The organism is Sphingosinicella flava, assembly GCF_016025255.1.
GTDB classification, from domain to species: Bacteria; Pseudomonadota; Alphaproteobacteria; order Sphingomonadales; family Sphingomonadaceae; genus Allosphingosinicella; species Allosphingosinicella flava.
On record NZ_CP065592.1, the window covers coordinates 344,849 to 370,955 of the forward strand.

Annotated in this window: 18 protein-coding genes and 2 tRNA genes; 11 read left to right on the forward strand and 9 right to left on the reverse strand. The window is 62.7% G+C overall.

Annotated elements, in window-relative coordinates:
• Positions 1-32: 32 nt before the first annotated feature.
• The 3 genes from IC614_RS01785 to IC614_RS01795 form a co-directional block, all read right to left on the reverse strand.
• A complete protein-coding gene (locus IC614_RS01785; protein WP_200972043.1) occupies positions 33-5,609 on the reverse strand; it encodes a beta strand repeat-containing protein in 5,577 nt (1,858 codons plus the stop codon).
• Positions 5,610-5,631: 22 nt separating this feature from the next.
• Complete coding sequence (locus IC614_RS01790; RefSeq protein WP_200972044.1) at positions 5,632-7,383, reverse strand: ShlB/FhaC/HecB family hemolysin secretion/activation protein; 1,752 nt, start codon at positions 7,381-7,383, stop codon at positions 5,632-5,634.
• A 246-nt stretch (positions 7,384-7,629) separates the two neighbouring features.
• Positions 7,630-7,703: transfer RNA gene (locus IC614_RS01795), tRNA-Cys, on the reverse strand.
• 174 nt (positions 7,704-7,877) lie between these two features.
• Here IC614_RS01795 and IC614_RS01800 point away from each other — a divergent pair.
• Genes IC614_RS01800 through IC614_RS01815 form a run of 4 tightly spaced genes read left to right on the forward strand, consistent with a single transcriptional unit; the run spans position 7,878 to position 13,162 of the window.
• Positions 7,878-8,528 (forward strand): protein-L-isoaspartate O-methyltransferase family protein, encoded by a 651-nt coding sequence (locus IC614_RS01800; protein ID WP_200972045.1) that lies wholly within the window; start codon positions 7,878-7,880, stop codon positions 8,526-8,528.
• Between the two features lie 13 nt (positions 8,529-8,541).
• Positions 8,542-10,002 carry a TolC family outer membrane protein gene (locus tag IC614_RS01805; RefSeq protein ID WP_226372691.1) on the forward strand — a complete coding sequence of 487 codons (1,461 nt, stop codon included), beginning with the start codon at positions 8,542-8,544 and terminating at the stop codon, positions 10,000-10,002.
• 14 nt (positions 10,003-10,016) lie between these two features.
• The gene (locus IC614_RS01810) at positions 10,017-10,412 is read left to right on the forward strand and encodes a DUF2497 domain-containing protein (RefSeq protein WP_200972046.1); all 396 of its coding nucleotides are present in this window, start codon (positions 10,017-10,019) and stop codon (positions 10,410-10,412) included.
• A 41-nt stretch (positions 10,413-10,453) separates the two neighbouring features.
• Entirely contained in the window at positions 10,454-13,162 is a 2,709-nt protein-coding gene (locus IC614_RS01815; RefSeq protein WP_200972047.1) for a valine--tRNA ligase, read from the forward strand.
• Positions 13,163-13,177: 15 nt separating this feature from the next.
• On the opposite strand, the gene IC614_RS01820 is transcribed toward IC614_RS01815, so the two are convergent.
• Entirely contained in the window at positions 13,178-14,074 is an 897-nt protein-coding gene (locus IC614_RS01820; RefSeq protein ID WP_226372692.1) for a diacylglycerol/lipid kinase family protein, read from the reverse strand.
• 76 nt (positions 14,075-14,150) lie between these two features.
• On the opposite strand from IC614_RS01820, the gene hemB reads away from it, so the two are divergent.
• From hemB to IC614_RS01840, 4 genes are read left to right on the forward strand one after another with little or no spacing between them, the layout of a single operon-like run.
• Positions 14,151-15,149: a porphobilinogen synthase gene (gene hemB / locus IC614_RS01825; protein WP_200972049.1), complete on the forward strand. Its 999-nt coding sequence runs from the start codon at positions 14,151-14,153 to the stop codon at positions 15,147-15,149.
• Entirely contained in the window at positions 15,142-17,352 is a 2,211-nt protein-coding gene (locus tag IC614_RS01830) for a spermidine synthase (RefSeq protein ID WP_200972050.1), read from the forward strand. The genes hemB and IC614_RS01830 overlap by 8 nt, the downstream gene beginning before the upstream one ends.
• Complete coding sequence (locus IC614_RS01835) at positions 17,352-17,915, forward strand: GNAT family N-acetyltransferase (RefSeq protein WP_200972051.1); 564 nt, start codon at positions 17,352-17,354, stop codon at positions 17,913-17,915. Before IC614_RS01830 ends, IC614_RS01835 begins: the two co-directional genes overlap by 1 nt.
• The gene (locus IC614_RS01840) at positions 17,903-18,457 is read left to right on the forward strand and encodes a gamma carbonic anhydrase family protein (protein ID WP_200972052.1); all 555 of its coding nucleotides are present in this window, start codon (positions 17,903-17,905) and stop codon (positions 18,455-18,457) included. The genes IC614_RS01835 and IC614_RS01840 overlap by 13 nt, the downstream gene beginning before the upstream one ends.
• A gap of 9 nt (positions 18,458-18,466) precedes the next feature.
• On the opposite strand, the gene IC614_RS01845 is transcribed toward IC614_RS01840, so the two are convergent.
• Complete coding sequence (locus tag IC614_RS01845; RefSeq protein WP_200972053.1) at positions 18,467-18,820, reverse strand: hypothetical protein; 354 nt, start codon at positions 18,818-18,820, stop codon at positions 18,467-18,469.
• Between the two features lie 226 nt (positions 18,821-19,046).
• On the opposite strand from IC614_RS01845, the gene IC614_RS01850 reads away from it, so the two are divergent.
• Positions 19,047-19,123 (forward strand) — tRNA-Arg (locus IC614_RS01850).
• A 94-nt stretch (positions 19,124-19,217) separates the two neighbouring features.
• Positions 19,218-19,928: a 6-phosphogluconolactonase gene (gene pgl, locus IC614_RS01855; RefSeq protein WP_200972054.1), complete on the forward strand. Its 711-nt coding sequence runs from the start codon at positions 19,218-19,220 to the stop codon at positions 19,926-19,928.
• 26 nt (positions 19,929-19,954) lie between these two features.
• Here pgl and IC614_RS01860 read toward each other — a convergent pair whose 3' ends face one another.
• The 4 genes from IC614_RS01860 to IC614_RS01875 form a co-directional block, all read right to left on the reverse strand.
• Positions 19,955-21,208, reverse strand: coding sequence for an N-succinylarginine dihydrolase (locus IC614_RS01860; protein ID WP_200972055.1), 1,254 nt, complete (start codon positions 21,206-21,208; stop codon positions 19,955-19,957).
• A 2-nt stretch (positions 21,209-21,210) separates the two neighbouring features.
• Positions 21,211-22,230: an arginine N-succinyltransferase gene (locus tag IC614_RS01865; RefSeq protein WP_200972056.1), complete on the reverse strand. Its 1,020-nt coding sequence runs from the start codon at positions 22,228-22,230 to the stop codon at positions 21,211-21,213.
• Positions 22,227-23,438, reverse strand: coding sequence for a hydrolase (locus IC614_RS01870; RefSeq protein ID WP_200972057.1), 1,212 nt, complete (start codon positions 23,436-23,438; stop codon positions 22,227-22,229). Before IC614_RS01870 ends, IC614_RS01865 begins: the two co-directional genes overlap by 4 nt.
• 148 nt (positions 23,439-23,586) lie before the next feature.
• Positions 23,587-24,054, reverse strand: a complete 468-nt coding sequence (locus IC614_RS01875; RefSeq protein WP_200972058.1) for an RNA pyrophosphohydrolase — start codon at positions 24,052-24,054, stop codon at positions 23,587-23,589.
• A 146-nt stretch (positions 24,055-24,200) separates the two neighbouring features.
• Between IC614_RS01875 and IC614_RS01880 the strand changes: the two genes are divergently transcribed.
• The gene (locus IC614_RS01880) at positions 24,201-26,081 is read left to right on the forward strand and encodes a 2-oxoacid:acceptor oxidoreductase subunit alpha (RefSeq protein WP_200972059.1); all 1,881 of its coding nucleotides are present in this window, start codon (positions 24,201-24,203) and stop codon (positions 26,079-26,081) included.
• Positions 26,082-26,107 lie beyond the last annotated feature (26 nt).

The window sequence follows — 26,107 nt, forward strand, 5'->3', positions numbered from 1 at the left end:
CCCCGTTCGAGTCTTGAAAGATGCGCGAAGCTTTATTGGCCGACCGTGACGTTCACTTTGCACTGATCGTCCTTGGCATCGCTACCCGGTGCGCAAACCAGCGGAACCATCGGTTCGGTCCACACCAGAGGCTCCATGTTCACCTGCAGCGTCTGTGCCCGTCCGCCCAGTTCGACGGATTTGTATGGGCTGGGCGTCAGGGGCACCGCCACTTCGGCATCGCTGCCTTCGATGGTGAACGTCCCCGGCTGATAGGTGATGTCGTAATTGGCCGATAAGGCGAGGGTGCCGCGATTGATGCCGTAAGTGCCGGGCGCTTCGCCCTGCTGTCGGCTGAGCGCCCCGGTAAAGGCGTCGCCCGCGACCAAGGAGCCATTCACCACCGCATAGGTGAGTGCCGGATCCGCGGCATTTTCCATCTTGCGGACATCGTTGGCGCGAACCGTGATCGCCCGGCGGAGGATATCGGCCAGAACGGTGGCGGGAATGATGACTTGATAATTGCCGCTGTCGGCACCGGCCACCGTGACCCCGCTTACATTCACCGTCTTGCTGGTACCGGCATTCGGGTCAGCGAAGGCATAAGTGCCGCCGGTGACGTTCAGCTGATCGCCTTGAACCACGCCATTGACGCCGGTAATCTGCCCCGTGGTCGCAGTCGTGCCGTCATAGGTCTTGCCGTTGGCGGCGACCGTTACCGTCACCAGCCTTCGGGCGATATCCGCAACGCTCGTGGCTGGACCAGCGATGCTGTAATTGCCCGCATCCGCGCCGCCGACACTAAAGCCGCTCGCCGTCACCGTCTTGCCGGTGCCCGCATTCTTGTCGGCGAAGGCATAAGTCCCACCCGTTACCTGAACGCTGTCCGTCCCGAGGACGCCCTGCACCCCGGTGATCGAGCCTGTGGCGGTGGTTGTGCCGTCATAAGTTTTATTGTCGGCCCTGACGGTTACGTTCAGCACCGCCCTCAAGATGTCGGCGAAGAGCTGATTGGCCTCAAGGGTGATCGTGTAGTTTCCGGCATCCGCGCCGGTCAGTTGAAGGTTGGTGACATTCACCGTCTTTTGTGTGCCGGCATTCTTGTCTGCAAAGGCGAAGGCAGCAGTCGCACCCAGCTGATCCCCTTGGATGACCCCTCCATTGGCATTGACGTTGATCGAGCCAGTGGCATTGGTCGTGGCGTCATACGTCTTGCCATTGACGCTCGCCCGCCCGACGATCGCCTTGGGCGTTATCTTTGGAGCCGCTCCGGAAGCGATTTGTGTGGTGACGACGTAATTGTCGGCTGTGGCGCCGCTCACCTGTATGCCGGTAGCAGACAGACCCTTATCTCCCACATCCTTATCCCGCTGACCGTTAAGGCCGGTAAAGGTGAAAGTGCCGCCGCTAAGCGTCAGGGACTCCGACCCGACAATGCCATCATAGCCTATGATTCGGCCCGTCGCATCGGCGGTGCCGTCATAAACCTTGTCCTGCGCGCCGATGGTGACGATCAGCTGCTTGCGCAGGATTTCGCCGATCACGGAGGTCGGAATCGTCACTTGGTAATTGCCGGCGTCGCGGCCGCCGATCGCCGCGTTTCCGCTGATCGTTACAGTCTTTGACAAGCCCCAATTCTGATTGTCATAGGTGAAGGTCAGGCCGGAGATGGTGAGTTCATCGGTGCCGATCACGCCGGTTCCGGTGCCGTCCGCATTGGTGAAGCGGGCGGACGCCGATCCGGTCCGGTTGCCGTCATACGTCTTGCTGACGGTGAAAGCGGCGTTCACGATTTTGGGGTCGATGGTAGCCGCCAGGCTGCTGGTATCGTCAAGAACGAAGGTGTAATTGTCTGCATCTCCGCCGGAATAAGTCGTGTTGCTGACGCTGACCCGCTTGTTGACTCCGGCATTTTTGTCGGCCTGGCCCGCGCCGTCGACGAACGTGAAGGTCGCGTTGCCCCTAACGTCATCACCGGAAAGGATGCCATTGGCCGCCCCGGCGCGGAAATCCAGTGCCCCCGATCCGGCTGCCGACCCGTCATAAGTCTTGCCGTTCGCGCTCACGCCGACATTGACGGTTTTGCGATCGACGAAGAGGCGGCCGCTATTGTCGGCGACCAAGGTGTAACCGTAATTCGGCTGCATCGGACTGGTATCGACGCTGATCGCATATCCGTCCGCGCCGCCGTTCAGAACGTCGGCATTGGCTACCGTGCCGGCGGATGCCAAGGTCGGGGCGATGCGGGTTGCTACAGGTCCAAGGATGTCATCCTCGCTCGCGCCCAAAAAGGCATTGGCAATGCCGCTGCGCGGCGTGCCGCTGATCGTATAAGCGGTTGGATTGAACGTTTGGCCATAAGTCTTGCGGACATCGTTAGCACGAACCGTCAGCGTCGCGGCTTCGGCGAAGATGTAGCGGTTGCCGGTAAGGCTGTTGATGTCGAGTTGCGCCGTGCCGTTGCGGCCGTCGACAGAGCTGCCCCAATAAGCGATGCTGCCGCTATCAAGGCCGCCATAAATATTGCCGGTGGGATTTGTAACCGGATCATATTCCGCGGCACGGCCGGCATAGATGGCCCAACGATTGCTCGCCGTCACGACGGTTGAGCCGATGGTATTCAAGAAGGCGCCATCGGTGGACAATGTGACCAATCCGCCGCTGACCATCGTTGTATTCGGGGAGCCTAAGAATGAAAGGTCGCCGCCCAAAGTACGGATTTCAACCGTGCCATTCGATGATGAAAGGACTGGCCGCACGATCTGCAATCCGCCGCTCACGTCGTTGACCCGAATGTCGTTCACTGCGGAAACCGCCAGCCGGCCAATATTGTTGGCACCCATGAAGTCGAGGGACAATGCCGGAAAATTCGTGCTGAGCTCACCGACGTTGAATCTGGATCCCGCCAACTGATTGAACGAACCGAAAGCTGTGTTGAAAGCATTGCTTTGAAGTTGGAACAGGCCAGGCGCGGTTACCGTGCCGGCAAATGTTCCGCCCCCCAGCGCATAGATTCCAATATCCGTGGACGCTGTCAGATCGCCCGTGAAATTGACCGCGCCTTGCACTGCGACAGATATGACGCCTCTCGTCGCTAGCATGTTTCCGAAGGTGAAACGGCTATTTTCTAGGCCTGCAGAGGCGCCGGATAGAACCACTATGTTGCCGTTGGTGGACTCGATGGAGTCGACGATCATGTCGCCTAGCGAGGCACCAAGGCGAATAGCGTTTCGGGCCGTGATCGAACCAATATCCAAAGCGAGATATCTTTGGGGCGTAGTGGACGGAATTGCCGGTCCGTTGCGGCCATATATTTCGACACTGCCATTGGTGCTGACAATGCTGGGGGAACTGATAAGGCCCGCGCTTTGTAGAATGATGTCGCCCCTGGCGGTGACATTGCCCAGGGTCATCGCCCGGGCACTGTCATTTTGCGCGACATTGTTGAGGTTGAGCCCGCCATTCGTAAGCGTTAAGTTGCCGATGCGAACGGCAGGCCTAACGTCGATAACACCACCATCGGTATCGACCATGCTGCCAGCAGTGATGTTGCCAAAATTGAAAATGCCGTTGAGGCCGGAAAAGTTAATGGCGAGGGTCAAGGCCTGATCGCTGTTCGTTCCTGCACGAATGGTGCTCGTATCCGCAAAGTCGAACCCTTGGTTCGCAGCCACCCAGTTGAGCCCAATTCCCCCCGATCCAGAAGCAAGAGTAAGATTCTCGCCGCCTCTGATCAGCCCGTTGGTGGCGGTGATGCTGACGGCGCCTAATGCTTGCTGAAGTTCAGAATCCGCATCGGCGCCGAGGGACACTGCGGCTCCAGTCACTCTATAATTGCCGCCTGAATTGACATTGCCGCTGATGCTGACATCGTCCAAAGCCTGGATGTTCACATGACCCGCCGAGGCGATATTACCTAGGGATGCCATAGTCGCGTCAACGTTAACTACGTTGTCCAGTGCGTCGGCTGAAACTGCGGTCGCTTCGATGTTTCCAACAGTCACATCCGCGCCAGTTATGCGGACTCGGCCTCCCCGCAAGATGTCATCGCCACCAAGATTGATAACGCTGCCAGCACGTCCAATTGCAAGAGTTTCATCACCGCCAGCATTGGCTGCTGCAATCGTGACGGCTGCATCGGCGGAATCTATATCGCTGGCGCTTATTACGATGGAACCGCCAGCCGTGAAACTCGTCGCATCGGTGTCGTTACCCAGCACAAGAGAGCTTAGAGCGTTTGAAAGCTGAATGTCGAGATCGCCTGCCGCAGATACGTTGCCCGAAAGTGTTGCCCCCCCGAACGGACCCCCTGCATCCCTGATAATGATATTGCCCGCAGTGCTCGTCAGATCCGCGTGCGCAGTGGTTACAAGCCCCCGAAGTTGAATTTCGCCGGCTGAGACGTTGTCGGCTAGATCAATGGTGTTATTCGCATCAGCTACGAATGCTCCACCCGCTGCGACCGCGCCAGATACGACGAGTTGGTTGCTGGCCGAAAGGTTAATCGATCCGCCGGCGTTCAAAGCGCCTACCTGCAAATCCGCAAGATAAGAGGTGATGCTAATGTTGCCGCTCGCGCTCGTCACGCCCTGCAAATCTATAGCTCTCTCGGCACCAACAGAGACAAGCCTCTGAAAGCTATAGTCTCCCAATGCAGTCAAGTCGCCATTAGCAGCGATGAAGCCCCGGCCGCCGGAAAGCGCGCCAGTTTGAACATTTACCACACCTGAGGGGCCGAACTGAGCCTTCCCCTGTATTTGGCTACCGCCAGCCAAATATACACCGTCAGTAGCATCGACGGATTCAGCTGTCACAACGCCACTGATGTTGAGCAATGCATCCTGCACGGCGGAACGGTTCGCTACGGCAAACAGGACTTCCTTGCCCTGTACAATCCCGCTCGATGTAATTGCCGACTGAATGGCGGTGCCGCGACCGATTACAACGCTCAAGCGGCTTGAAAAATTCACTTCGACATCTTCAGCAGCCACGAAAACGGCTTCACCAGCCGCGTCCAAGAGGCCGGCGTTCGTAATTTGTGGAGAAACCAGCACGATGTGGCCGCCGGTTCCTCCATTTCGTGACGCACGAATTTGGGCGCCATTTCGAACCTCAACCTGAGCGCCTGGGTTGCTCGTGCCGGTGAATGTCAATGCGCTATTACCATCGAGAAAATCGGCATTGTCCACGTCTAATGTGCTCGCGACCAGGCCGCCGACATTGATGCGCGCGTTGTTCCCGAAAATCACGCCGTTGGGATTGATGACGTAGACATCGACATTGGCACCAGACGTCAGGTTGCCGTTGATCGTGGTCTGCCCCGTGGAAACGCGATTGAGGATTCCAATTCGCGGCGCCCCGCCGCCGCCGCTGTGACGGAAATCGGCGGTGTGGCCATTCGTCGGGACATTGAAGTCGTTCCAGTTGATGATCGCATTCTGGTTGGCGCTGACGTTCAGTGTGTTGCCGCTGTTCGAAATAGCCGGCGTTCCAACCGTGCTGCTGACCGTGCCGAAATCGCCATAGGTCTGGGCTTGGGCGGGCGCGGCGATCGCCATGAATCCGCCGCACAGCGCAGTGGTGAGGGCAAGGCGGCGGCGGAGGTTTGCGGTGCGGGCTGGGGCGGTCATGACGGATACTCCTGAATGTCGATTAGCGGGCACGGGGGGCGAATTGCGCGGTGAGGGAGACGAGGAAGCGATCCGGCGCGCGTTTCGCGTCGGTGCTGAGCGCCCGATCCATCGGGTGGGCGTACATCGCCTCTAGGAAGAGGTTTCCGGGTAGGGAGACTCGTGTGCCGAAGCCGATCGAGCCGAGCTGGCGCTCCTTTTCCGTCGTGATCCGGTCCTTGTTCCAAATCCAGGCATTGTCGACGAAGCCGAACACTTCTGCGGCCACGTTCGTTGTCCGGTAGGCGGCGGCGCGAAGCTCGCTGCGCGTGCCGATGGCGCTGTCGCCGCCATTCGCGCCGGGATCGTAGCCGCGCCCGATGCTGAGCGAACCGACCGAGAATTCCTCGTAGTTTAGAAGCGGCTGCGACGCATATTGGGCACGAACGCTGTTCGAAACCGTGAAGATGCTGTTGAGTTTGACCTGGCTGTCGAGGTCCAGGCGAAGGACGGTCGCGGTTGGATCGCCGAAGATCCGCGACGGCGTCCACCCCTCCGGCGCCTCTTCATAGCGTTCGGTGGCATTGAAGATGTCGAGGCCGCGGCGGAGCTCGATGCCGCCTGAAAGGGCATAGCCGTACCCTTCATCCGGTTCCACCAAATTGCCGTCCAGGCGGAGGAAGGCGATCCGGAGCTTGTCGCGAGTCAAGGGAAGGCCGAAGAAACGCGTGCGTTGCTCGACGAAATCCAGGCCGCCCGAAAGGTTGAAATTGCGCAAGCCGGTGCGCACCAGCGGATGGGAGACGGCGAGCGTGCCGACGAGCGAGCGGGAGCGAACGTCGAGGATGCCGACATCCGGTTGCGACCAAGCGTAGGTGAAGCTGCCTTCGACCCGGGTGCCATCCGGATCGACGCCGAAGCTGTGGCCGAGCTGGAAGACTTGCTGCTCATCCGTATCGAGCGTGGTCGAGAGGCCGACATAGGTTGAATCGGCCATGCCGGTCAGACCATAGGCTTCGGCGCGGAGATAAGCGGTTTCGCGGCCGATCGAGCGGGAGCCGTAATTCTGGACATTGCCGATCAGCGCATAGGGGGAATAAGCGACGGTCAGCGTTCCCACTACCTCGCCCGGAACCGTTCCAGCCGGGCTTAAGGATAGTTGCACGTCGAGGCCCGGAACGTCGCCCGCGACGAGAAGGAGGCGTTCGGCCTCATGCTGGTTGAAGGGGTCGATGCCCTTCAGCCGTTCGGCGCGGGCCGCGACCAGATCGGCATAGCGGCCGGGCTTCCCGGCGACGCGGACGTCGACGAGCTTCGCCGTGATGACGACGAGGGCGAGTTCGTTGCCGGTGATTTCCTGCGGCGGAATTTGCACGGACGCGATATAGCCCGCGTCGCGCAACGCGGCGTTGGCACGATCGCGAATGTCGCAGACGGCGCTCAACGGCTGCTGCCCTCCGGTTCCCTCGATACCAGCCAGCAGGGAGAGGATTTCAGGCGGCAATACTGCGCCGCCATTGCCGGTGAAGCGAAGGCGATCGATCGTCACGGGATTGGTTGCGGTCTCGAAAGCGCAAGGAGTTTCGCGAAAGGCCTTTCGCCCGTCGACTCGCACTTGCAAAGGGGGAGGCGCGGTTTCCGGAACCTGCGGCTGCACTTGCTCCCGGCTCGGGAGCGTGCCCGGGGCGACCTGCGCGGAGGCCAGCGCGGGAAGCGCGGCACTCCCGAGGACAAGCATGGCCTTGATGGCGGCGGTGGAGCGAAGGGCAGCAGAGACGGAATTGAGCTTGTTCACTTAAAGACCCCTAAAGAGATACGACGCGACGCCAGCGCGTTTCGGAGGTAACCCATTAGGAAAAAATTTATCTTTTGCGACGGCTTATAGACGAAAGCCGCGATCTGCATCGACAAATGAGGCGTCAAGGCGGATGACGGCGCCAAATTCGCAGCCGTTTCTTCACGATACTGACGCTATCGGATCGCACCGATGAAGCCTGGTGCACAGGCCTTATCGTCACATCGATGCTTGGTATGCCGACGGTGGAGGCCCGAGCCGGAATCGAACCGGCGTGCAAGGATTTGCAGTCCTCTGCGTAACCACTCCGCCATCGGGCCGCTGGGCGGCATGTGTGCGGGTTTGCTGTCTCTGTCAACATGAACTTGGCACCAATGGCCAAGCCGCGGTCTTGGAACGAAACTCTCCTTGGCCTCGCCGGGGCGACGGGTTAGAAGCCGGAGACGATTTTGGTGTATTGCACTTGTAAAACAGTTGTGCGAATAGGGTTTTCGATGAGCGAGCAGAATTTCGACGAAATGCGGCGTATGATGGTGGCGAGTCAGCTTCGCACCACGGGCGTCAACAATCCGCGCGTCCTTGCCGCGATGGGCGCGGTGCCGCGCGAGCGGTTCGTGCCGGCCGATCGCGCCGAACTGGCTTATGCCGACACGCTGATCCCGCTCGGTAACGGACGCCAGCTCAACACGCCCATGTCGTTCGGACGCCTGCTGTCCGAAGCCGGTCCCCAGCCGGTGGATCGCGCGCTGCTGATCGGCGCGGCGACAGGCTATGCGGCCGCCGTTCTCGACCGGCTTGTGGCTTCGGTCGTGGCGGTCGAGGAGGATCCGGCGCTTGCCGCACTGGCGGGCCAGGCCCTGGCTGGAACCGGCGTAAAGCTGGTCGAAGGGCCGCTCGAAAGGGGTTATGAACGCGGCGGCCCCTATGATCTTATCCTGATCGACGGCGCCGTGGAATTCGTGCCGGATGCCATCGTCGAACAATTGGACGGCAATGGCCGCCTGGCGGCTGCGCTTATCGATGGCGGCGTGGCGCGCCTTTCGGTGGGCCGCAAGGCGGGCGGCGGTTTTGGAATGGTCTCGCTGTCCGACGCCGCTTCGGCCGTTCTTCCGGGCTTTGCAAAGCCGCGGGTCTTCAGTTTCTAAGTGCGGAGTTGACATGATGCGGGGTGGTTTCTTGATGGCGGCAAGCGCATTGGCGTTGGCGACCGGCGGCATTGCCAGTGCGGATACGCTTCGCGAGGCGCTGGTCCGGACCTACAATACCAATCCCACGCTGACCGGGCAGCGGGCGCAGCTCCGCACGCTGGACGAGGGGGTCGCCATCGCCCGCGCGGCGGGGCGCCCGCAAGTCACGGCAAATGCGGGCTTCAATCAGGACATCACCAAGACCGGCGGCGGCACCGGCCGCAATCTCAATGCCAGCGTCGAATTGGGCTACCCCTTGTTCAACGGCGGATCGGTCCGCAACCAGATCCGGGCGGCCGATGAGCGTGTGCTGGCCGGGCGCGCGACATTGCGGGCGACCGAAGGCGACATATTCACCGAGGCGGTCGGCGCCTATATGGACGTCATTCGCGACCGCTCCATCGTCGAATTGAACCAGAATCAGGTGCGCGTGCTGGAAACCAACCTCCAGGCATCGCGTGATCGCTTCGAAGTAGGCGACCTGACCCGGACCGACGTGGCGCAATCCGAAGCGCGCCTCGCTCTCGCCCGGAGCAACCTCGAGACGGCCGAGGGACAGTTGACGGCCAGCGAGGAAAATTACCGGCGGGTGATCGGCACAATGCCGGACGATCTTGCGCCGCCCCCGCCGCTACCGCCGCTGCCCATGACGGCCGACCAGGCGGTGGAAACCGCGCTCCAGAACAATTCCGATCTTGTCGCTGTCGCCGCGCAGATTCGCGCCGCTGGCCTTGACGTGCGCGTGGCGCAGGCCGGGCGCCTGCCCACCGTGTCGGCCGTGGCTTCGGGCCGGGCGACCAATTATCTGGGAACCGCCGACGATCAATTTGGCGGCGGCAGCTCGGTCGACAACACCCAGACCGCCACGGGTGCGGGCGTGCAGGCGCGCATCCCACTCTACCAAGGCGGCCTTGTCGGCGCGCGCGTGCGGCAGAGCCAGGCGGTGCAAAGCCGCCTTCTGGAGCAAGGAGTCGAGATCGAACGCGCCGTGGTCGCCCAGACCCGTGCCGCCTTCGCCCGCTACCGGGCCGCGCTCGATACGATCGAATCGAACGAAATCGCCGTGTCGGCCAACAGCCTCGCGCTGGAGGGCACACGCGCCGAACAGACGGTCGGCACGCGCAATGTGCTCGACGTGCTGAATGCGGAGCAGGAATTGCTGAACAGCCAAGTCGCGCTCGTGACGGCGCGCCGGGATGCCTATGTCGCGGGCTTCGCGCTTCTGAACGCAATGGGGCAGGCGGAAATCGAGGATCTCAACCTCGACGGCGGCACGGCGCTCTACGACCCAGTCGCCAATTACGATCGCGTGTCTCGCCGCTGGTCGGACTGGTCGCAGGATGAAACGCCCACGCCGGTCGCCACGCGCACCGTGGTCGGCCCGGTCGATCCCGACGCCTCCACAACGCCCGTGACTCCGCCCGCTCAATAAGCGATAGTCCGTCCATGGCAGACGTGAACAACGATCCATCCATGGAGGAGATTCTCGCCTCCATCAAAAAGGTGATCGCCGAGGAAGTACCGCCCCCTTCCTCAAGGGCGCGGGCGCGCCGCGTCGAGGCTGGGGAAGCGGAAGATGTGCTGGAACTCAACCAGCCTGCCGATATTGGCGAGCCGCTTATGTCGGACAACGCCGCCCAGTCGAGCCGCCATGCGCTCAGCACTTTAAGCGAGATTGCCCAGCAAAATCCCCTTGCAGCGGTGGGTGAAGGGCCGTTGGAAGCGGTCGTCCGCGACATGCTCCGTCCATTGCTGAAGCAGTGGCTCGACGAACGGCTGCCCGAAATGGTCGAGGATATGGTGAAGCGCGAGATCGCGCGGATCACCGGCCGCGACATCTAAGCGGCTTGGCCCATGCCGGGGCTTCGTCTAACGGCACTTCCATGACCGACCTTCCGAAAACGTTCGACCCGGCCGAGATCGAGGCCCGCTGGTATCCTTATTGGGAAGAGAAAGGGCTGTTTCGTCCCGAACGGCCTGGCGCTGAACCGTGGACCCTGGTCAACCCGCCGCCCAACGTGACGGGCAGCCTCCATATCGGCCACGCGCTCGACAATACTTTGCAGGACATCCTCGTTCGCCACGCCCGCCTCAAGGGCAAGGACGCGCGCTGGGTGGTCGGCACCGATCATGCCGGCATCGCGACGCAGATGGTGGTCGAGCGGCAGCTGAACGAACGTCAGCAGAAACGCACCGATTTCACGCGCGAGGAATTCGTCGCGAAGGTGTGGGAGTGGAAGGAAGAGAGCGGCGGGGAGATTACCCGCCAGCTCCGCCGCCTCGGCTGCTCGATGGATTGGGCGGAAGAGCGCTTCACGATGGACGAGGGCTTTTCCAAGGCTGTCCTCAAGGTGTTCGTGGAGCTTTACAATCAAGGTCTGCTCTATCGCGACAAGCGCCTGGTGAATTGGGATCCGGGCCTCGGCACCGCCATCAGCGACCTGGAAGTCGAAACGCGCGAAGTGGCGGGGAAATTCTACCGGCTGCGCTATCCGCTCGAGGATGGCAGCGGTTTCATCGAAGTCGCGACGACGCGTCCGGAAACGATGCTCGCCGATATGGCGGTCGCGGTCCATCCCGACGATGATCGCTACAAGGCGCTGATCGGCAAGCAGGTGCGGCTGCCGATCACCGGCCGCCTGATCCCGATCGTCGCCGACGAACATGCCGATCCGGAACTCGGGAGCGGCGCGGTGAAGATCACCCCGGGTCACGATTTCAACGATTTCGAAGTCGGCAAGCGGGCAGGGATCAAGCCCGCCGACATGCTCAACATGCTGGATGCCAAGGCGCGCGTGATCCAGACCAGCGCCGGAGGCATTCCCGACGAGTTGCGGGGTCTGCCCGCCAACGACCAGAAGGCCGAGCAGGACGCCCGCCGCCTGGTGGTCCTGCGCTTGAAGGAGGGCGGCTTCCTCGTCCCGCATGTCGACAAGGACGGGGTCGAGCACGACGCCGAACCCCGCACGATCCAGACCCCGTTCGGCGACCGTTCGGGGGTGGTGATCGAGCCGTGGCTGACCGACCAATGGTATGTCGATGCCGCAACGCTCGCCAAGCCGGCGATCGAGGCTGTCCGATCGGGCGCGACCAAGATTGTGCCGAAGAGCTGGGAAAAAACCTATTTCCACTGGATGGAAAATATCCAGCCCTGGTGCGTCTCTCGCCAGCTTTGGTGGGGGCATCAGATTCCGGCGTGGTATGACGACCAGGGCAAAGTCTATGTCGCCGAAACGGAAGCGGAAGCGCAAGCCGAGGCGGGCGAAGGCGTCACGCTCCGCCGCGATCCCGACGTCCTCGACACTTGGTTCTCCTCGGCGCTCTGGCCGTTCGCCACGCTCGGCTGGCCGGAGAACACCGATCCTACCCTTGGCGGACGCTATCCCAACGATGTGCTGATCTCCGGCTTCGACATTCTGTTCTTCTGGGATGCGCGGATGATGATGCAGGGTTTGCACTTCATGAAGGAAGTGCCGTTCAAGACCTTGTATCTCCACGGCCTTGTCCGCGCGGCGGACGGGCAGAAGATGTCCAAATCCAAGGGCAATACGGTCGATCCGCTGGGCCTGATCGACAAATATGGCGCCGATGCGCTGCGCTTCTTCATGGCTGCGATGGAAAGCCAGGGCCGCGACATCAAGATGGATGAGAAGCGCATCGAGGGCTATCGCAATTTCGCGACGAAGCTGTGGAATGCCGCGCGCTTCTGCCAGTCGAACGGCATCGGCGCGAGTGCGCATCTCGAGCCGCCCGCCGCGACCCTCGCCGTCAATCGCTGGATCATCGCGGAGACGGTGGCCACCGTTCAGGCTCTCGATATCGCGCTCGCCGAGCTGCGCTTCGACGAGGCGGCGAACACCATTTATCAGTTCGTCTGGAGCCGCTTCTGCGATTGGTATCTGGAACTCATCAAGCCGGTGCTGCAGGGCGAGGGAGCGGAAGGCGCCGATGAGACCCGCGCGGTTGCGGGTTGGGCGCTCGACCAGATCCTGGTCATGCTCCACCCCTTCATGCCCTTCATCACCGAAGAGCTTTGGTCGAAGATGGGGCCGCGCGACCATGACCTGATCGTCGCGCAATGGTCGATGGCCGACGCCCGCGCCATTGATCCGGAAGCGGCAAAGGAAATCGACTGGCTGATCCGGCTGGTGAGCGAAATTCGTGCCGCACGGACGGAGTTGAACGTGCCGCCGGGAAAGGAGATATTCCTGCAGATCTCTGACTTGAACAATGAAGCGACACGAGAGCGACTTGAGGGAAATCAGGCGGCCCTAAAGCGGCTGGCGCGAACGCAGTATACGCCGTTTATTCATGGTGATCTTGCTACAGGTGGATCAATTCAAGTGATCGTTGATCAAGACGTTTTTGTCATGCCCCTCCAGGGTGTCGTCGACCTCGAAGCCGAGCGTGCCCGCCTCGCTAAGGCCATTGCGGTGGCGGAGAAGGAGCGGGATAGCCTTGCTGGACGCCTGTCCAATCCGGCCTTCGTCGAAAAGGCGAAGCCGGAAGCGGTGGAAAAGGCCCGCGCCGATCATGCGGATAAGGCGGCAGAAGCGGAGCGCCTTGCCGCGGCGTTGGCGCGACTAGGTTGAGTTCAGGAGTACTGATCAGCCGCGCGGCACCACGACCTCGATGGCGCGGTGGGCAATTTCCGCCACCGCCGGCGTCTTTGCCAACACTTCGCCGTCGATCGAGATTTTTTGGCGGGGCTTTGTATCGATCTCGATCCGTTGCCCGTGAAATTCCTCGGTTACCGCCTGACGGTGGGGAAGCTTGAAATATTTGGCGAACCAGTCCCAGGCGAGGCGCAGGCTGCTGCGGCCGGTGACCGCCTGAACGACGATCTCGCCGCTTTCCACGTCCGCATCCTCGATCAATTCCACGCCACCATGATAGCGGCCGTTGGCGATCCGCACTTCGGTCGCCCAGAGCGTGCGCTTCTCCTTTCCGTCGTGAACGGTGAGGCGGAAAGGGCGAAAGCGGACAAAGCACCACATTGCCCAGAGGAAATATCCCACCCGACCGAGCGTGCGTTTCAGCTTGTGCGGAATGCCTTCGCCGATCATCGGCGACAGGCCCATGGCCGCGCAATTCGCGAAATAATCGCCGTTGATGATGCCGAGGTCGATCCGCCGCCGCGTGCCCGTCGCGATCGTCTCTATCGCGCCGTCCAGCGTCAGGGGAATACCGAGCGTGCGGGCGAAGCTGTTCGCCGTGCCCAATGGCAGGAGCGCGAACACGCAGTCGCGGCCGACCAGATCGTCCACCGTGGAGGAGAGGGAGCCATCGCCTCCGCCGACGATCACCATGGGCGCACCTGCCAGGACGGCTTCGCGCACCGTGATGTCGAGCTGGCTCGGATCCTTTATCGGATGCGCCGCGATGAGACGGATGCCCGCCGCTTCCAGCTTCGCCTTCGCTTCCTGGAAAAGGGCTTCGCCCCGACGGGAATGGGCATTGACGACGAGGACGGCTTCTTTGGGGACGGGGCGGGTCGCTTCCACACCGGCACAACTGCCCAATCGCGCTTTATGTCCATGGAACTTTGCAGAGCGCGAAGCGAACGCTACAGCCGCTGCCATGAACCCCGCATCCTTTCCCGCTCTCCGCATGCGCCGGTCCCGCTCGTCAGCCTGGAGCCGCGCGCTGGTCGCGGAGACGGTGCTGACCCCAGCCGACCTGATCTGGCCCTTGTTCGTCACGGACGGACAGGGGGTAGAGGAGCCGATCGCGACCCTGCCGGGCGTGTCGCGCTGGTCGGTCGACCGGCTGGTCGAACGGGCACGGGAAGCGCGCGATCTTGGCATCCCCTGCATCGCTTTATTCCCCAACACACCGCGCGAATTGCGGACCGAGCGGGGTGAAGAGGCACTCAATCCGGATAATCTCATGTGCCGCGCGATCAAGACGGTTAAAAACGCGGTTCCAGAGATCGGAATTCTAACCGACGTCGCGCTCGATCCTTATACCGCGAACGGCCATGACGGCCTCGTCGATGAGGCGGGTTATGTCCTCAATGACGAGACCAGCAAGGTTCTGGTCGAACAGGCGCTGGTCCAAGCGCGAGCTGGGGCGGATGTCGTCGCGCCATCCGACATGATGGACGGCCGCGTCGGCGCCATCCGTTCAGCGCTCGAACAGGAAGGCCATGTGAACGTCCGCATCATGGCCTATGCTGCCAAATATGCGAGCGCCTTCTATGGGCCGTTCCGCGACGCCGTCGGCTCGCGCGGCCTGCTGAAGGGCGACAAGAAAAACTACCAGATGGATCCCGCCAATGCCGAGGAGGCATTGCGCGAAGTGGCATTGGACCTCGCCGAGGGCGCAGACTGGGTCATGGTGAAGCCGGGGCTTCCCTATCTCGACATCGTAAGGCGCGTGAAGGATCGCTTCGAAGCGCCTGTTTTCGCTTATCAAGTGTCGGGCGAATATGCGATGATCGAGGCGGCTGCCGCCGCGGGCATGGGCGATCGCGACGCGCTCGTCCTCGAAACCCTGATCGCCTTCAAGCGCGCCGGGGCCTCCGGCATCCTTTCCTATCACGCACCGCTGGCGGCCCGGCTTCTCGCTGATGGATGAGGCGATTGCGCCGGGGCCGCTGGAACGGTTCGCCCGGCCCCTGTTCGTGGCGACGATCGTCACCGGATCGTTCCTGCTGTTCCTGACCCAGCCGATGATCGCGCGCATGGCCCTGCCGCGTCTCGGCGGCGCGCCGGCCGTTTGGAACAGCGCGATGCTGGTCTATCAGATGCTGCTCCTCGGCGGCTATGCCTGGGCGCATTGGCTGACCCGGTTCCAGCCGCCGCGGCAGGCAGGTCTCCATCTGACGGCCTTCGCCATCGCTGCCTTGTGGTTGCCGATCGGCCTCAACCATGCCGTTCCACCCGGCACGGTATCGCCCACGCTTTGGGTGCCGCTGTTTTTGGTAAGTTCCATGGGGCCACTTTTCTTCGTGGTATCGGCGCAAGCACCGCTCATGCAGCGCTGGTATGCGTTGGAAAGCGAGCGCGGCGACCCTTATGCTCTCTACGCCGCTTCGAATCTTGGCAGCTTCGCGGGGTTGCTCACCTATCCGCTGCTGGTCGAGCCAGTGATGAGCCTGCACGCTCAAAGCTGGCTCTGGAGCGGCGGTTATACCTTGCTGTCGTTGCTGTTGATCGCCTGTGCGATCACCGTGCGGCATGCGCATGCCCGCGCCGAACCCGCGCCGGAATCGCCGATGCCAACGCGTCGCCGGATCCTGCACTGGATGGCGCTTGCCGCCGTTCCGTCGGGCCTGATGCTGTCGACGACGACTCATCTCACCACCGACATCGTCGCCATGCCGCTTCTGTGGGTCGTGCCGCTCGGCCTCTATCTGCTGAGTTTCGTCATCGCCTTCGCGACCCGTCGCGGCATTGCGGATGCGGTCACGCGCCTTGCCCCGATCATCATCCTGATCTGCGGCGGCTTCGCCTTTCTCGACGGCAGCCGCCACGCCATGACGTCGGCCGGGCTTGGCATCGTCCTCCTCTTCACCATCGCCGTCGCCTTGCACGGGGAATTATACCGCTTGCGTCCGCCGTCCGACCGGCTGACCGTTTTCTATCTCACCATGTCGGTCGGGGGCATGCTCGGCGGCGTTTTCTGCGCGCTCGTGGCGCCCGCCATTTTCGACTGGGCCTATGAGCATCCGATCCTGATCCTTGCCGGGGCGGCGCTGGTGCCGCAAACGCCGTTTTGGCCCGGAGTCATGCGCTTGCGCCCGGCGATCGTCGCGGCCTTCCTGATCCTCGCCTTCGCCCTCTCCTTCGCTGCCGACGATATTCTATGGCAGGGCGTGTCGCCGCTCTGGGCGTTGCTCGCCACCACGGCCATCGCGCTGTTGGCGGTCGCGGCGGTCGGGCGCCGCTGGCTCTTCACGGCCCTGCTCGCGGCATTGATGCTGAGCCATGGCGGCTGGTCGATCCTCAACATCTCCCGCTTCGACACCCGGATCCGGAGCTATTTCGGTATCTATTCGGTGGGGGATCGGGACGGAGCGCGCGTCTTGACCCATGGCACCACCTTGCACGGCATTCAGGACATGCGGCCCGGCCGCCTGACCCAGCCGACGACTTATTATGCGCCGCGGTCCGGGGTGGGACAGGTGTTATCGAATGCGGACTCCCTATTCGGGCAAGGTGCGCGGGTCGGCGTCGTCGGCCTCGGGACCGGAACCCTGTCCTGCTATGCCCGGCCCGGTCAGCAATGGACTTTCTTCGAAATCGATCCGAAGATGGTGCGGCTGGCGCGGGAAAGCGGCTATTTCACCTTCCTCGGCAATTGCGCGCCGGACGCTCGCATGGTGATCGGCGATGCGCGGATCAGCCTGGGGCAGGAACCCGGGAACAGGCTCGATATTCTCGCCATCGACGCCTTTTCGTCCGACGCGGTGCCCATGCACTTGCTGACCCGGGAAGCGGTGCGGGTGTATGGACGCGCGCTCCGGCAGGACGGCGTCCTGCTCTTCCACGTGTCCAACCGCTATATCGATCTCGAACCGGTCGTCGCGGCTGCAGCGCTGGCGGAGGGTTGGCACAGCGCGCTCCATTTCTACGCGCCGACCAAGAAGGAAAAGGCGGATTTCGCGACCGTTTCCGTCTGGATCGCCTTGTCCCGCGATCCGGCCAAGCTCCGCACGGTCACCAGCCTGGCCGAAGCCGGCAACGAATGGGAAAAGCTCCCGGCGCGTCCGGGCTTCGCCGGCTGGACGGACGATTATGCCTCCATCCTGCCGCTCCTCAAGCTGTGGGACGATTGATGCGAACCGCGCCTGGCGAGACCGTGATCGAAACCGATCGGCTGATCCTGCGGAATTGGCGGGACGGCGATGCCGAATCGTTCGACCGCCATTGCAATAATGCGAATGTGATGCGTTGGCTGGGGGGCGTGCAAAGCCGGACAGTCTATGATGAGGTGGCGGCGCGCCTGACCCGCTGGCAAGAGGAGCGCGGCTTCACCTTCTGGGTCGTGGAACGCAAGGCCGACGCCGCCTTTCTCGGCTTTTGCGGCATCAAGATTGCCGACGGCATGGACAGCAGCGTCACGGGTTGCCCCGAAATCGGCTGGCGCCTGAGGGAGGATGCCTGGGGGCAGGGTTACGCCCGGGAAGCGGCCAGCGCGGCACTTGCCTTCGCCTTCGGACCGCTGGGCGCCCAAAAGGTCGTGGCATTGACCGTCAATGGCAATGAAGCGAGCTGGGGCCTCATGCTTCGCCTCGGCATGACACGGCGCGCCGACCTTGATTATATCGATCCGCGCTGGCCCGAAAGCATGAACCCCGTCATCGTCTACGAAATGGAGAGAGATGGATGGAAGGGGTGAGTATCATACCATTCGGCGGAAAGGCGCCGCGCATCCACCCCACGGCCTTCGTCGCGCCGGGCGTCAGGTTGATCGGCGATGTCGAAATTGGGCCGGAAGCATCCATCTGGTATAATTGCGTGATCCGCGCCGATGTGAACCGCATTCGCATCGGCGCCCGCACCAATGTTCAGGACGGCACGGTCATCCATTGCGATTCTCCCAAGCCCGGGCAGCCGGACGGACATCCGACAATCATCGGCGATGATGTGCTGATCGGTCACATGGCGATGGTGCATGGCTGTATCCTGCACGACCGCGCCTTCGTCGGCCTTGGCGCCATCGTCATGGACGGCTGCACGATCGAAAGCAGTGGCATGCTGGCGGCGGGCGGGATGCTGACGCCGGGCCGGACGATACCGGCAAGGCAGCTTTGGGCGGGACGGCCGGCCCGGCACCTCCGCGATATTCCAGAAGATGGGCTGCAGGCCCAGCAAGCGGGCGTCGCCCATTATGTCGCACTGGCCCGGAGGCATGCCGAAGCGGTCGCAGCGTCCGTCTAAACGCTCTTATCAGGGTGCGATGCGGGCGCGCAGACGATCGATGGCATCCTGTTGTGCCGTCGCCAGGGCTCCGGCCTTCTCCGCAGCATCGACGATCGTCCGGAAATCGTCCGGATTGGTCGGCAGCGCGGATCGCTGGACAGCCAGCCGGTCGAGCAAGGCAAGTGCTTCCACCGTCTGCGCGCGCGCGGCTTCCAGGCGGGATATCGCTTGTTGCGCCGCGATCCAGCTTTCGCTGCCCGATGCACCCGCTTGCGCCGCCGCGCGCTCTGCCGCGGGCATTGCATTATCGAAGGCGCGCTGCCCAGCTCCGGCGCGGGCAACCAGCGCGCCCGCCTCCTGCCGCAGGGCAGGATCGCTCATGACCGTTGGGGCAGGTTTTTCCGGTGGATTGTCCCCCAGGCTTTCGACGGGACGGGGCGCAAGGGAGGGGAAATTTCCCTGCGATGCGCAAGCGGACGTGAAAAGAGCCAAAGCGAGGGGGGTGAAGCGGCGGGGAAAGTGCATTGTTTTTCCGTAGAGCGCGCGGCTTTTCACAGCAACAGGGTTGCGCCCCGGAAATCTTCCCCCTATGTGCCCGTCCTACCGCGCGCCCGTAGCTCAGCTGGATAGAGCATCAGACTACGAATCTGAGGGTCGGACGTTCGAATCGTTCCGGGCGCGCCATTTTCCTCCATCGCTGGCAAAGATCGTCTTTTTGTGACGACAAGGCCTATCGGCCTCTGCCATAGGGCGCGCGAAATCGAATGGAGAAGGCACGATGACCGAGATCGAGTGGTGGGATTTCGACGGCGCGAAGGATCTGGCCGAGCAGGTGGCGGGTGACATCGCTTTCGTGATCGAAAGCGCCATCGAGGCGCATGGCGGCGCGCGGATCGCGGTGCCGGGGGGCTCCACTCCAGACCTGATCTACAAGGCTTTGCTCGCCAAAGATATCGATTGGGAAAAGGTCACGCTCATCCCCACGGACGACCGGCTGGTGAGCCTCGACGATCCCTCCAGCAATTATGCCAAGCTTAGCCGGTTTTTCGGCGCCAAGGGTGCGGAAATCATCTCCCTGGTCGATGAATCGGCAATCGGCGATTACAAGCAGGCTGGGCGCCTTGGCGATGCGCGCCTCGCGTTGATCGACTGGCCGCTCGACCTCGTCTGTCTCGGCATGGGCGCGGACGGGCATACCGCCTCCATCTTCCCGGGCCCCGATTTCGACAATGCCCTGACCGGCCCGCGCGAACGTCGTGCCGTCGGCGTGCGGCCCGATCCGATGCCGGCTAATGCGCCCTACGATCGGGTGACATTGACCGCCGCCGCTTTGTCTTCCGCCCGTACGATCATGATCGTCATCACTGGCGATGAGAAGAAGCGGGTTCTCGAAACGGCGATCGAGGATGGACCCCTGTCGTCCAAGCCCATCGGCCGCCTGCTCGCCGACATCGAGACGCCGGTCGATATCTTCTGGTGCGCTGACTGACTTTCACTTGAGACGTCAGGCCGGACTTAAAGAAGCTCGGTTAGTTCCATTTCCTCGAGCAGCGCCCCGCGCGCGGCTTCGACCGCTTCGCGCAGATCGCGGGTTTTGAGGTCGGCGGGAACGATCCTTTCCGGCCAGGCGCGCGTGATTACGTCCGAAATCCGGTCGAGCTTGGCTTCATTCATGATGAAGCGCGGATCGACGGCAAGCGGATCGGCGGCGACGCGCAGGCGCAGGCATGCGGGGCCCCCGCCGTTGGCCATCGATTGCCGCACGTCGACGACAAGGAGCTTGCGGATCGGCCCATTGCCCGCCGCCATTGTCTGCAGCCAAGACCAGACGGACGGCGTTTCGCGCGCTTCTTCCGGCAGGATCAGCGCCATGCCCCCTTCAGGCAAGGTCACCAGCTGCGCGTTGAAGAGATAGCTCTTGACGGCATCGGCGAGGCTGACCGCGCTTGCCGGAACCTCGACGATCTCCACTTCCGGCATAAGGCGGCAGAGGTCGGCATAAAAGACGTCGCGCTCTTCGAACGCCCTCTCATGCGCGAACAGCACATGCTCGTTCGCCACCGCGACGACATCGTTGTGAAACGCGCCCGCTGCAATCGCCTCTTCTGACTGCGCTACGAAGAGAGTCCGCTGGGGATCAAGGCCGTGGAGCCGCGCGACAGCCCGGCTCGCCTCGACATGCTGGCGCGCGGGAAAGGCGCCGCCACGCTTGCCGTAGACGAAGACCTCGACGCCTGGCTGGGGATGGCCGGTGCACAGGCGCATGTGATTGGCCGCGCCCTCGTCGCCGAAAGTCGGCGGCACCGGCGCATGGACGCGGAAATGGGCGCCGTCGGCGAAAGCGAGGCGGAGCTGGGCGAGCGTGTCGGGCCATTCATGGCTGCGATGCGCCATCGTGCGCAGGTTGGCGACGGTCAGGTGGCAGCGCCCATCCGCCGTATCCGGCGCGGGGGAGACGGTCGCCGCATTGGCGGCCCACATGGCCGACGCCGAATAAGCGGCGGCGCGGACCGTGTCCGGCGCCTCGTCCGCTGTCGTTCCCAAGTCGCTCAGCCATTCGTGATTGGGGCGGGGGAGGGGCACGAAGGCCCCTTGCGCGAGGCCCAGGCGGAGATTGTGGCGCATCTTCTCAACCCCCTGCAGCGCCGCCGCGCGCGGGTGCGAGACCAGCCCCGCATTGCGCGACGAGGCAAGATTGCCGAGACTAAGCCCGGCATAATTGTGGCTGGGGCCAATGATGCCGTCGAAATTGATCTCCTGCAGGGGCATCGTCAGCGTCCAATCGCGAAGAGAGTGTCGCCCTCGCGGATTTCCAGCAGTTCCGCGCTTTGCGGATCGAGCCGCACCCTGTCGCCTTCCTCGAAACTCAGATAGCCGTAACAGGCGCGGAAATTATTGAGGTGTCCCGTGGAGAGCATCAATTGCTCCCCATCCCAATCCTCGAGCGTCCCTACGAAGCGATATTGCTTGGCATCCCGAATGGTGCGGACTTGATCCGTCTGCGCGATCATCGTGGGGCCGCCATCGAAGATATCGATATAGGATTCGAAGGCGAAGCCCTCCCGCTCCAACATCTTCATCGCGGCGCGCCCGGACGGGTGAGGAATGCCCATGACGGATCGTGCGGTTTCCGGAAGCATGGCCGTGTAGATCGGAGTCTTTGGCATCAGGTCGGCGATGAATTGGGTTCCGTGCATGGCGTTGAATTCATCGGCTTCCTGAAAATTCATGCCGAAAAATTTTCCGGCGATCGCATCCCAAAAGGCGGAGCCGCCCGCTTCGTCGATCACCCCGCGCAATTCAGCGATGAGACGGGGCCCGAAGCGGGCCCGGTGCTGGCGAATGAAGAGGTAGCGGCTGCGCGCCAGAAGAAGGCCGAGGCCGCCGGCCCGCTCACCCGGATGAAGGAACAATCCGCCGACTTCCGAAGAACTTTCAAGATCGGTAACGAGGTTCAGCATTTCGGCGCGGAAAGTCCGTCCAAGCTCCTTGGACGTTTGCGTCAGCGTGGTGATGCGGTAGCTGTAAAAGGGTTGCTTGGTACCCACCTGGCCGAAAATCTGGCACGTGCCCCGGATCTGACCGGTATCTTTATTCTCCAATACCATCATGAAGCAGTCATCGCTCTGCGTATCGGCTTCGCGCGCGAAAGCCTCTTCCGATCGGACCAGTTTTTCGACCAGCGCCCCGCGGTCCGGGGGCAAATTCGTAAATCCTCCTCCGGTCAGCTTCGCCATCTCGTAGACGGCCTGGAAATCGTCATTGGTGACGGGACGGATTCGAAAGCTCACGCAAAGGCTCCGGTGACGAGGCGCAGGATGGACAAAGCAGACAGCCGGGCGCGTTCGGCGAGGCTGTCGACGATCAGATATTCCTGATCGGAATGAATGGCACCACCCCGTACGCCCATCGTGTCCACGACCGGGACACCGCAGGCGGCGATATTGTTGCCGTCGCACACGCCGCCCGACGCGCGCCAGCTTATGTCCTGCCCCAGATCGAGGCCGCAGCGGCGGACAAGGCCAAACAATTTTTCCGCCTCTGCATCCATGGGCTTTGGCGGACGCGCGAAGCCGCCATGGACATGGATGCGGACGTCATGTTCCGCCCCAACCATGGCGATAGCGGCTTCCAGCGCGGATTGGGCGCGCTTTTGATCTTCGAGAGTCTGGGGGCGCATGTTCACCCGTAGCACCGCATGATCGGGCACGACATTGTTCGGGCTGCCGCCCTCGATCTTCGCTGGATTGACGGACAGGCCCACTGCTTTTGTTTTGGCGAGCCGCAAGGTGAGGTCCGCCGCCGCGACGATGGCGTTGCGGCCGTCCTCGGGATTGCGGCCGGCATGGGCGCTTTTGCCCTGAATATGGATGGAGAAATTGCCGCTACCCGGGCGCGCTCCCGCCAGCGTCCCGTCCGGCAAGGCGGCGGGCTCGTAGGTGAAGGCGGCGCGCTTGCCCCGCGCGGCCGCGGCGATGAGGGCGGCTGAGCCTGGAGACCCCACCTCCTCGTCGCTGTTGATGACGACTTCATAGCCGAAGGCACGCGCTTCCGGCGCCGCTTCGACGGCTTTGAGAGCGGCGAGCAGAACGGCGATACCGCCCTTCATATCGGCCACGCCCGGGCCGCCAAGCACGCCTTCCTCGCGCCACGTCAGCTCCTGAAATGGATGGTCGATGCCGAACACCGTGTCCATGTGGCCAGTGAAGAGCAACTGGCAGGGCGCGTCGGGACGGACGATCAGATGGAGGTTCTGCCCGTGCTGGACCGCCCGGAGCGCGCCTGTCCCATCCATCGTATCGACAGGCGCCGCATCGCGCAGGTGCAACTCGCCGGGAAGGTCCGAAAACTCGTCGGCCAATACTGCCGCCAGCGTCGCGAGGCCGAGCAGGTTCGACGATCCGCTATTGATCGCCGCCCACCGTTCGACCTTGTCGAGCAACGGCCCGGCGGCGGCGCGCTCGACGGCTGCCGTCTCATGCTTCGATAGCCTCTCCATGAGCGGTGTGTAGCGGGGGAATGGCGCTGCTGCAAAGCCCATCCCCTCGATGGGGAGGGGTTGGGGAGGGGTGATGCTGGGGAAGTAAGCCGCTCTACGCCGAATATCACCCCCACCCAACCCTCCCCCATCAAGGGGGAGGGCTATTTCAAAGCCACTCTCGAAACGCCGCCAGCACATCCTCATACAGCTTCCGCTTGAACGGAACGATCATCGCCGGAAGCTCCTCCGGGTCCGCCCATTTCCAGGCGCGGAATTCCGGCTCGGCGGTTTCCAAATTCACGTCGCCATCCTCGCCCAGAAACCGGCACAAAAACCAGGTCTGCCGTTGCCCCCGACAGCGCCCGCCCCACAATTTGCCGATCAGGTCGTCGGGCAGATCGTAAAGCAGCTCCGCCGGCGCGCGTGCGATGATCTCGACAAGATGCGGGGCAATCCCCGTTTCCTCCTCCAGCTCGCGCAGCGCTCCGGCTTCGGCGTCTTCGCCGTCATCCAGCCCGCCCTGCGGCATTTGCCAGGCTTCCAGCGTGCTATCCAGGCGCTGCGCGACGAACACCTGGCTCTCCCGATTGAGGAGCATCACGCCGGCGGCGGGGCGATAGGGGAGGTCGGTCATGCGTGCGGCTTCCGTGGCGGTTTCAGACGGTTCCGCTTATCGCCCTCGGCGCCTGAATCAAGCGGCGCGATAAAAGCATCTTGAGCGTTGAAGCATCGTCCCTTGAGGCGTAGGGGACGCTTCAAAGACTATTCGAAGGATCGTAGATGGCGACCGCCACCCATATCGTGACCCCCGAGGAAGCCGAACCGCACGGTCCGCTGGAGGCGGTCGTCGTCCGCTTCGCGGGCGACAGCGGCGACGGCATGCAGCTGACCGGCGGGCAATTCACGTTGTCCACCGCGCTTGCGGGCAATGACTTGGCGACGTTCCCAGATTTCCCGGCCGAAATTCGCGCGCCGCAGGGGACGACCTTTGGCGTGTCTGCATTCCAGATCAATTTCGGATCTTCGGCCATCGAAACCGCGGGCGATGCGCCCGACGTGCTGGTGGCGATGAATCCGGCGGCGCTGAAGGTGAATGTGAATGCGTTGAAGCCCGGCGGCCTCATCATCGCCGACGAGGGTGAGTTCGGCACACGCAACCTCGCCAAGGCGGGTTACGACACCAATCCGCTGGAAGACGGTAGCCTCGTCAGGTGGCAGCTCATCAAGTTCAACATCTCGCAGCTCACCCTCGATGCCGTGAAGCCGTTCGGCCTCGGCAACAAGGAGGCGCTCCGCTGCAAGAATATGTGGACGCTCGGCCTCGCGCTCTGGATGTTCGACCGCGACCGGCAACCCATCGAGGATTGGCTCAAGTCCAAATTCGCCAAGGCGCCGGAATTGGCGGAAGCGAACATCGCGGCGCTGAACGCGGGCCATGCTTTCGGCGAGACGGCGGAAATCGGCGGCCCGCTGAAGCAGCATCATATCGATCCCGCGCCCGCCGAGCCGGGCCTTTACCGTACGATTACCGGTGCCGAGAGCATTTCCCTCGGCCTCGTCGCGGGCGCGCAACTTGCGGGCCTCAAGATGTTCTTCGGCGGCTATCCGATCACGCCAGCTTCCGCGATCCTGCACCATTTGTCGCGGCTCAAGGAATATGACGTCACGACCTTCCAGGCAGAGGACGAGATAGCGGCCATTGCCAGCGCGATCGGGGCGAGCTTCGCGGGTTCGCTCGGCGTCACCTCCTCGTCCGGCCCGGGCATCGCGCTCAAAACCGAGGCGATGGGCCTTGCGATCATCACCGAGCTTCCGCTCGTCATCGTCAACTCGCAGCGCGGGGGCCCCTCCACCGGCCTGCCCACCAAGACCGAGCAGTCGGACCTTTATCAGGCCGTCTACGGCCGCAATGGCGACGCGCCGATGCCGGTCATCGCCGCCCGCTCGCCCGCCGACGCGTTCGATTGCGCGATCGAGGCGGTGCGGATCGCCACGCAATATATGACGCCGGTCATGCTGCTGACCGACGGCTATATCGCCAATGCCGCCGAGCCTTGGAAGGTGCCGGACATGACCGGCTATTCTCCCTTCCCGGTGACTTTCCACGAAGATCCTCCCGCCGAGCTCAAGAATGTCCGTGCCTATGCCCGGGATCACAAACTGGCGCGCGTCTGGATCAAACCGGGTACGCCGGACCTCATGCACCGCATCGGCGGCATCGAGAAGAACCAGGTGACCGGCCATATCGACTATGCGCCCGCCAACCACCAGGAGATGACGGACCTTCGCGCCGCCAAGGTCCTGGGCGTCGCCGACAGCATTCCGGAGCAGGGCGTGACGTTGGGTGAAGCGGGCAGCAAGCTTGCCGTTGTCGGCTGGGGCTCGACCTTCGGCCCGATCCACCAGGCCGTCCGCAGGGCGCGCAAGAAGGGTCTGGATGTATCTCACGTTCACATCCGTCACATCTGGCCATTGCCGAAGAATCTCGGCGACCTTCTCGCCACTTACGACCGGATCATCATTCCGGAAATGAACAATGGGCAATTGAAGACCCTGCTCCGCGATCAATATCTGGTCGATGCGAAGCCGGTGCTGAAAGTGTCCGGCCAACCCTTCATGATCGCCGAGATCGAAGCGGCAATCGACGAGGCTTTGGCGTAATAATGTGCTCCGGCGAAGGCCGGAGC

Bases quoted from the DNA above. Each gene is read 5' to 3' on its own strand.
- hemB (WP_200972049.1), top strand. From the start codon at position 14,151: ATGAACCCCGCATCCTTTCCCGCTCTCCGCATGCGCCGGTCCCGCTCG.
- IC614_RS01845 (WP_200972053.1), bottom strand. From the start codon at position 18,820: ATGAGCGATCCTGCCCTGCGGCAGGAGGCGGGCGCGCTGGTTGCCCGC.
- IC614_RS01785 (WP_200972043.1), bottom strand. From the start codon at position 5,609: ATGACCGCCCCAGCCCGCACCGCAAACCTCCGCCGCCGCCTTGCCCTC.
- IC614_RS01870 (WP_200972057.1), bottom strand. From the start codon at position 23,438: ATGGAGAGGCTATCGAAGCATGAGACGGCAGCCGTCGAGCGCGCCGCC.
- pgl (WP_200972054.1), top strand. From the start codon at position 19,218: ATGACCGAGATCGAGTGGTGGGATTTCGACGGCGCGAAGGATCTGGCC.
- IC614_RS01805 (WP_226372691.1), top strand. From the start codon at position 8,542: ATGATGCGGGGTGGTTTCTTGATGGCGGCAAGCGCATTGGCGTTGGCG.
- IC614_RS01815 (WP_200972047.1), top strand. From the start codon at position 10,454: ATGACCGACCTTCCGAAAACGTTCGACCCGGCCGAGATCGAGGCCCGC.
- IC614_RS01835 (WP_200972051.1), top strand. From the start codon at position 17,352: ATGCGAACCGCGCCTGGCGAGACCGTGATCGAAACCGATCGGCTGATC.
- IC614_RS01810 (WP_200972046.1), top strand. From the start codon at position 10,017: ATGGCAGACGTGAACAACGATCCATCCATGGAGGAGATTCTCGCCTCC.
- IC614_RS01830 (WP_200972050.1), top strand. From the start codon at position 15,142: ATGGATGAGGCGATTGCGCCGGGGCCGCTGGAACGGTTCGCCCGGCCC.
- IC614_RS01875 (WP_200972058.1), bottom strand. From the start codon at position 24,054: ATGACCGACCTCCCCTATCGCCCCGCCGCCGGCGTGATGCTCCTCAAT.
- IC614_RS01800 (WP_200972045.1), top strand. From the start codon at position 7,878: ATGAGCGAGCAGAATTTCGACGAAATGCGGCGTATGATGGTGGCGAGT.
- IC614_RS01880 (WP_200972059.1), top strand. From the start codon at position 24,201: ATGGCGACCGCCACCCATATCGTGACCCCCGAGGAAGCCGAACCGCAC.
- IC614_RS01840 (WP_200972052.1), top strand. From the start codon at position 17,903: ATGGAAGGGGTGAGTATCATACCATTCGGCGGAAAGGCGCCGCGCATC.
- IC614_RS01860 (WP_200972055.1), bottom strand. From the start codon at position 21,208: ATGCCCCTGCAGGAGATCAATTTCGACGGCATCATTGGCCCCAGCCAC.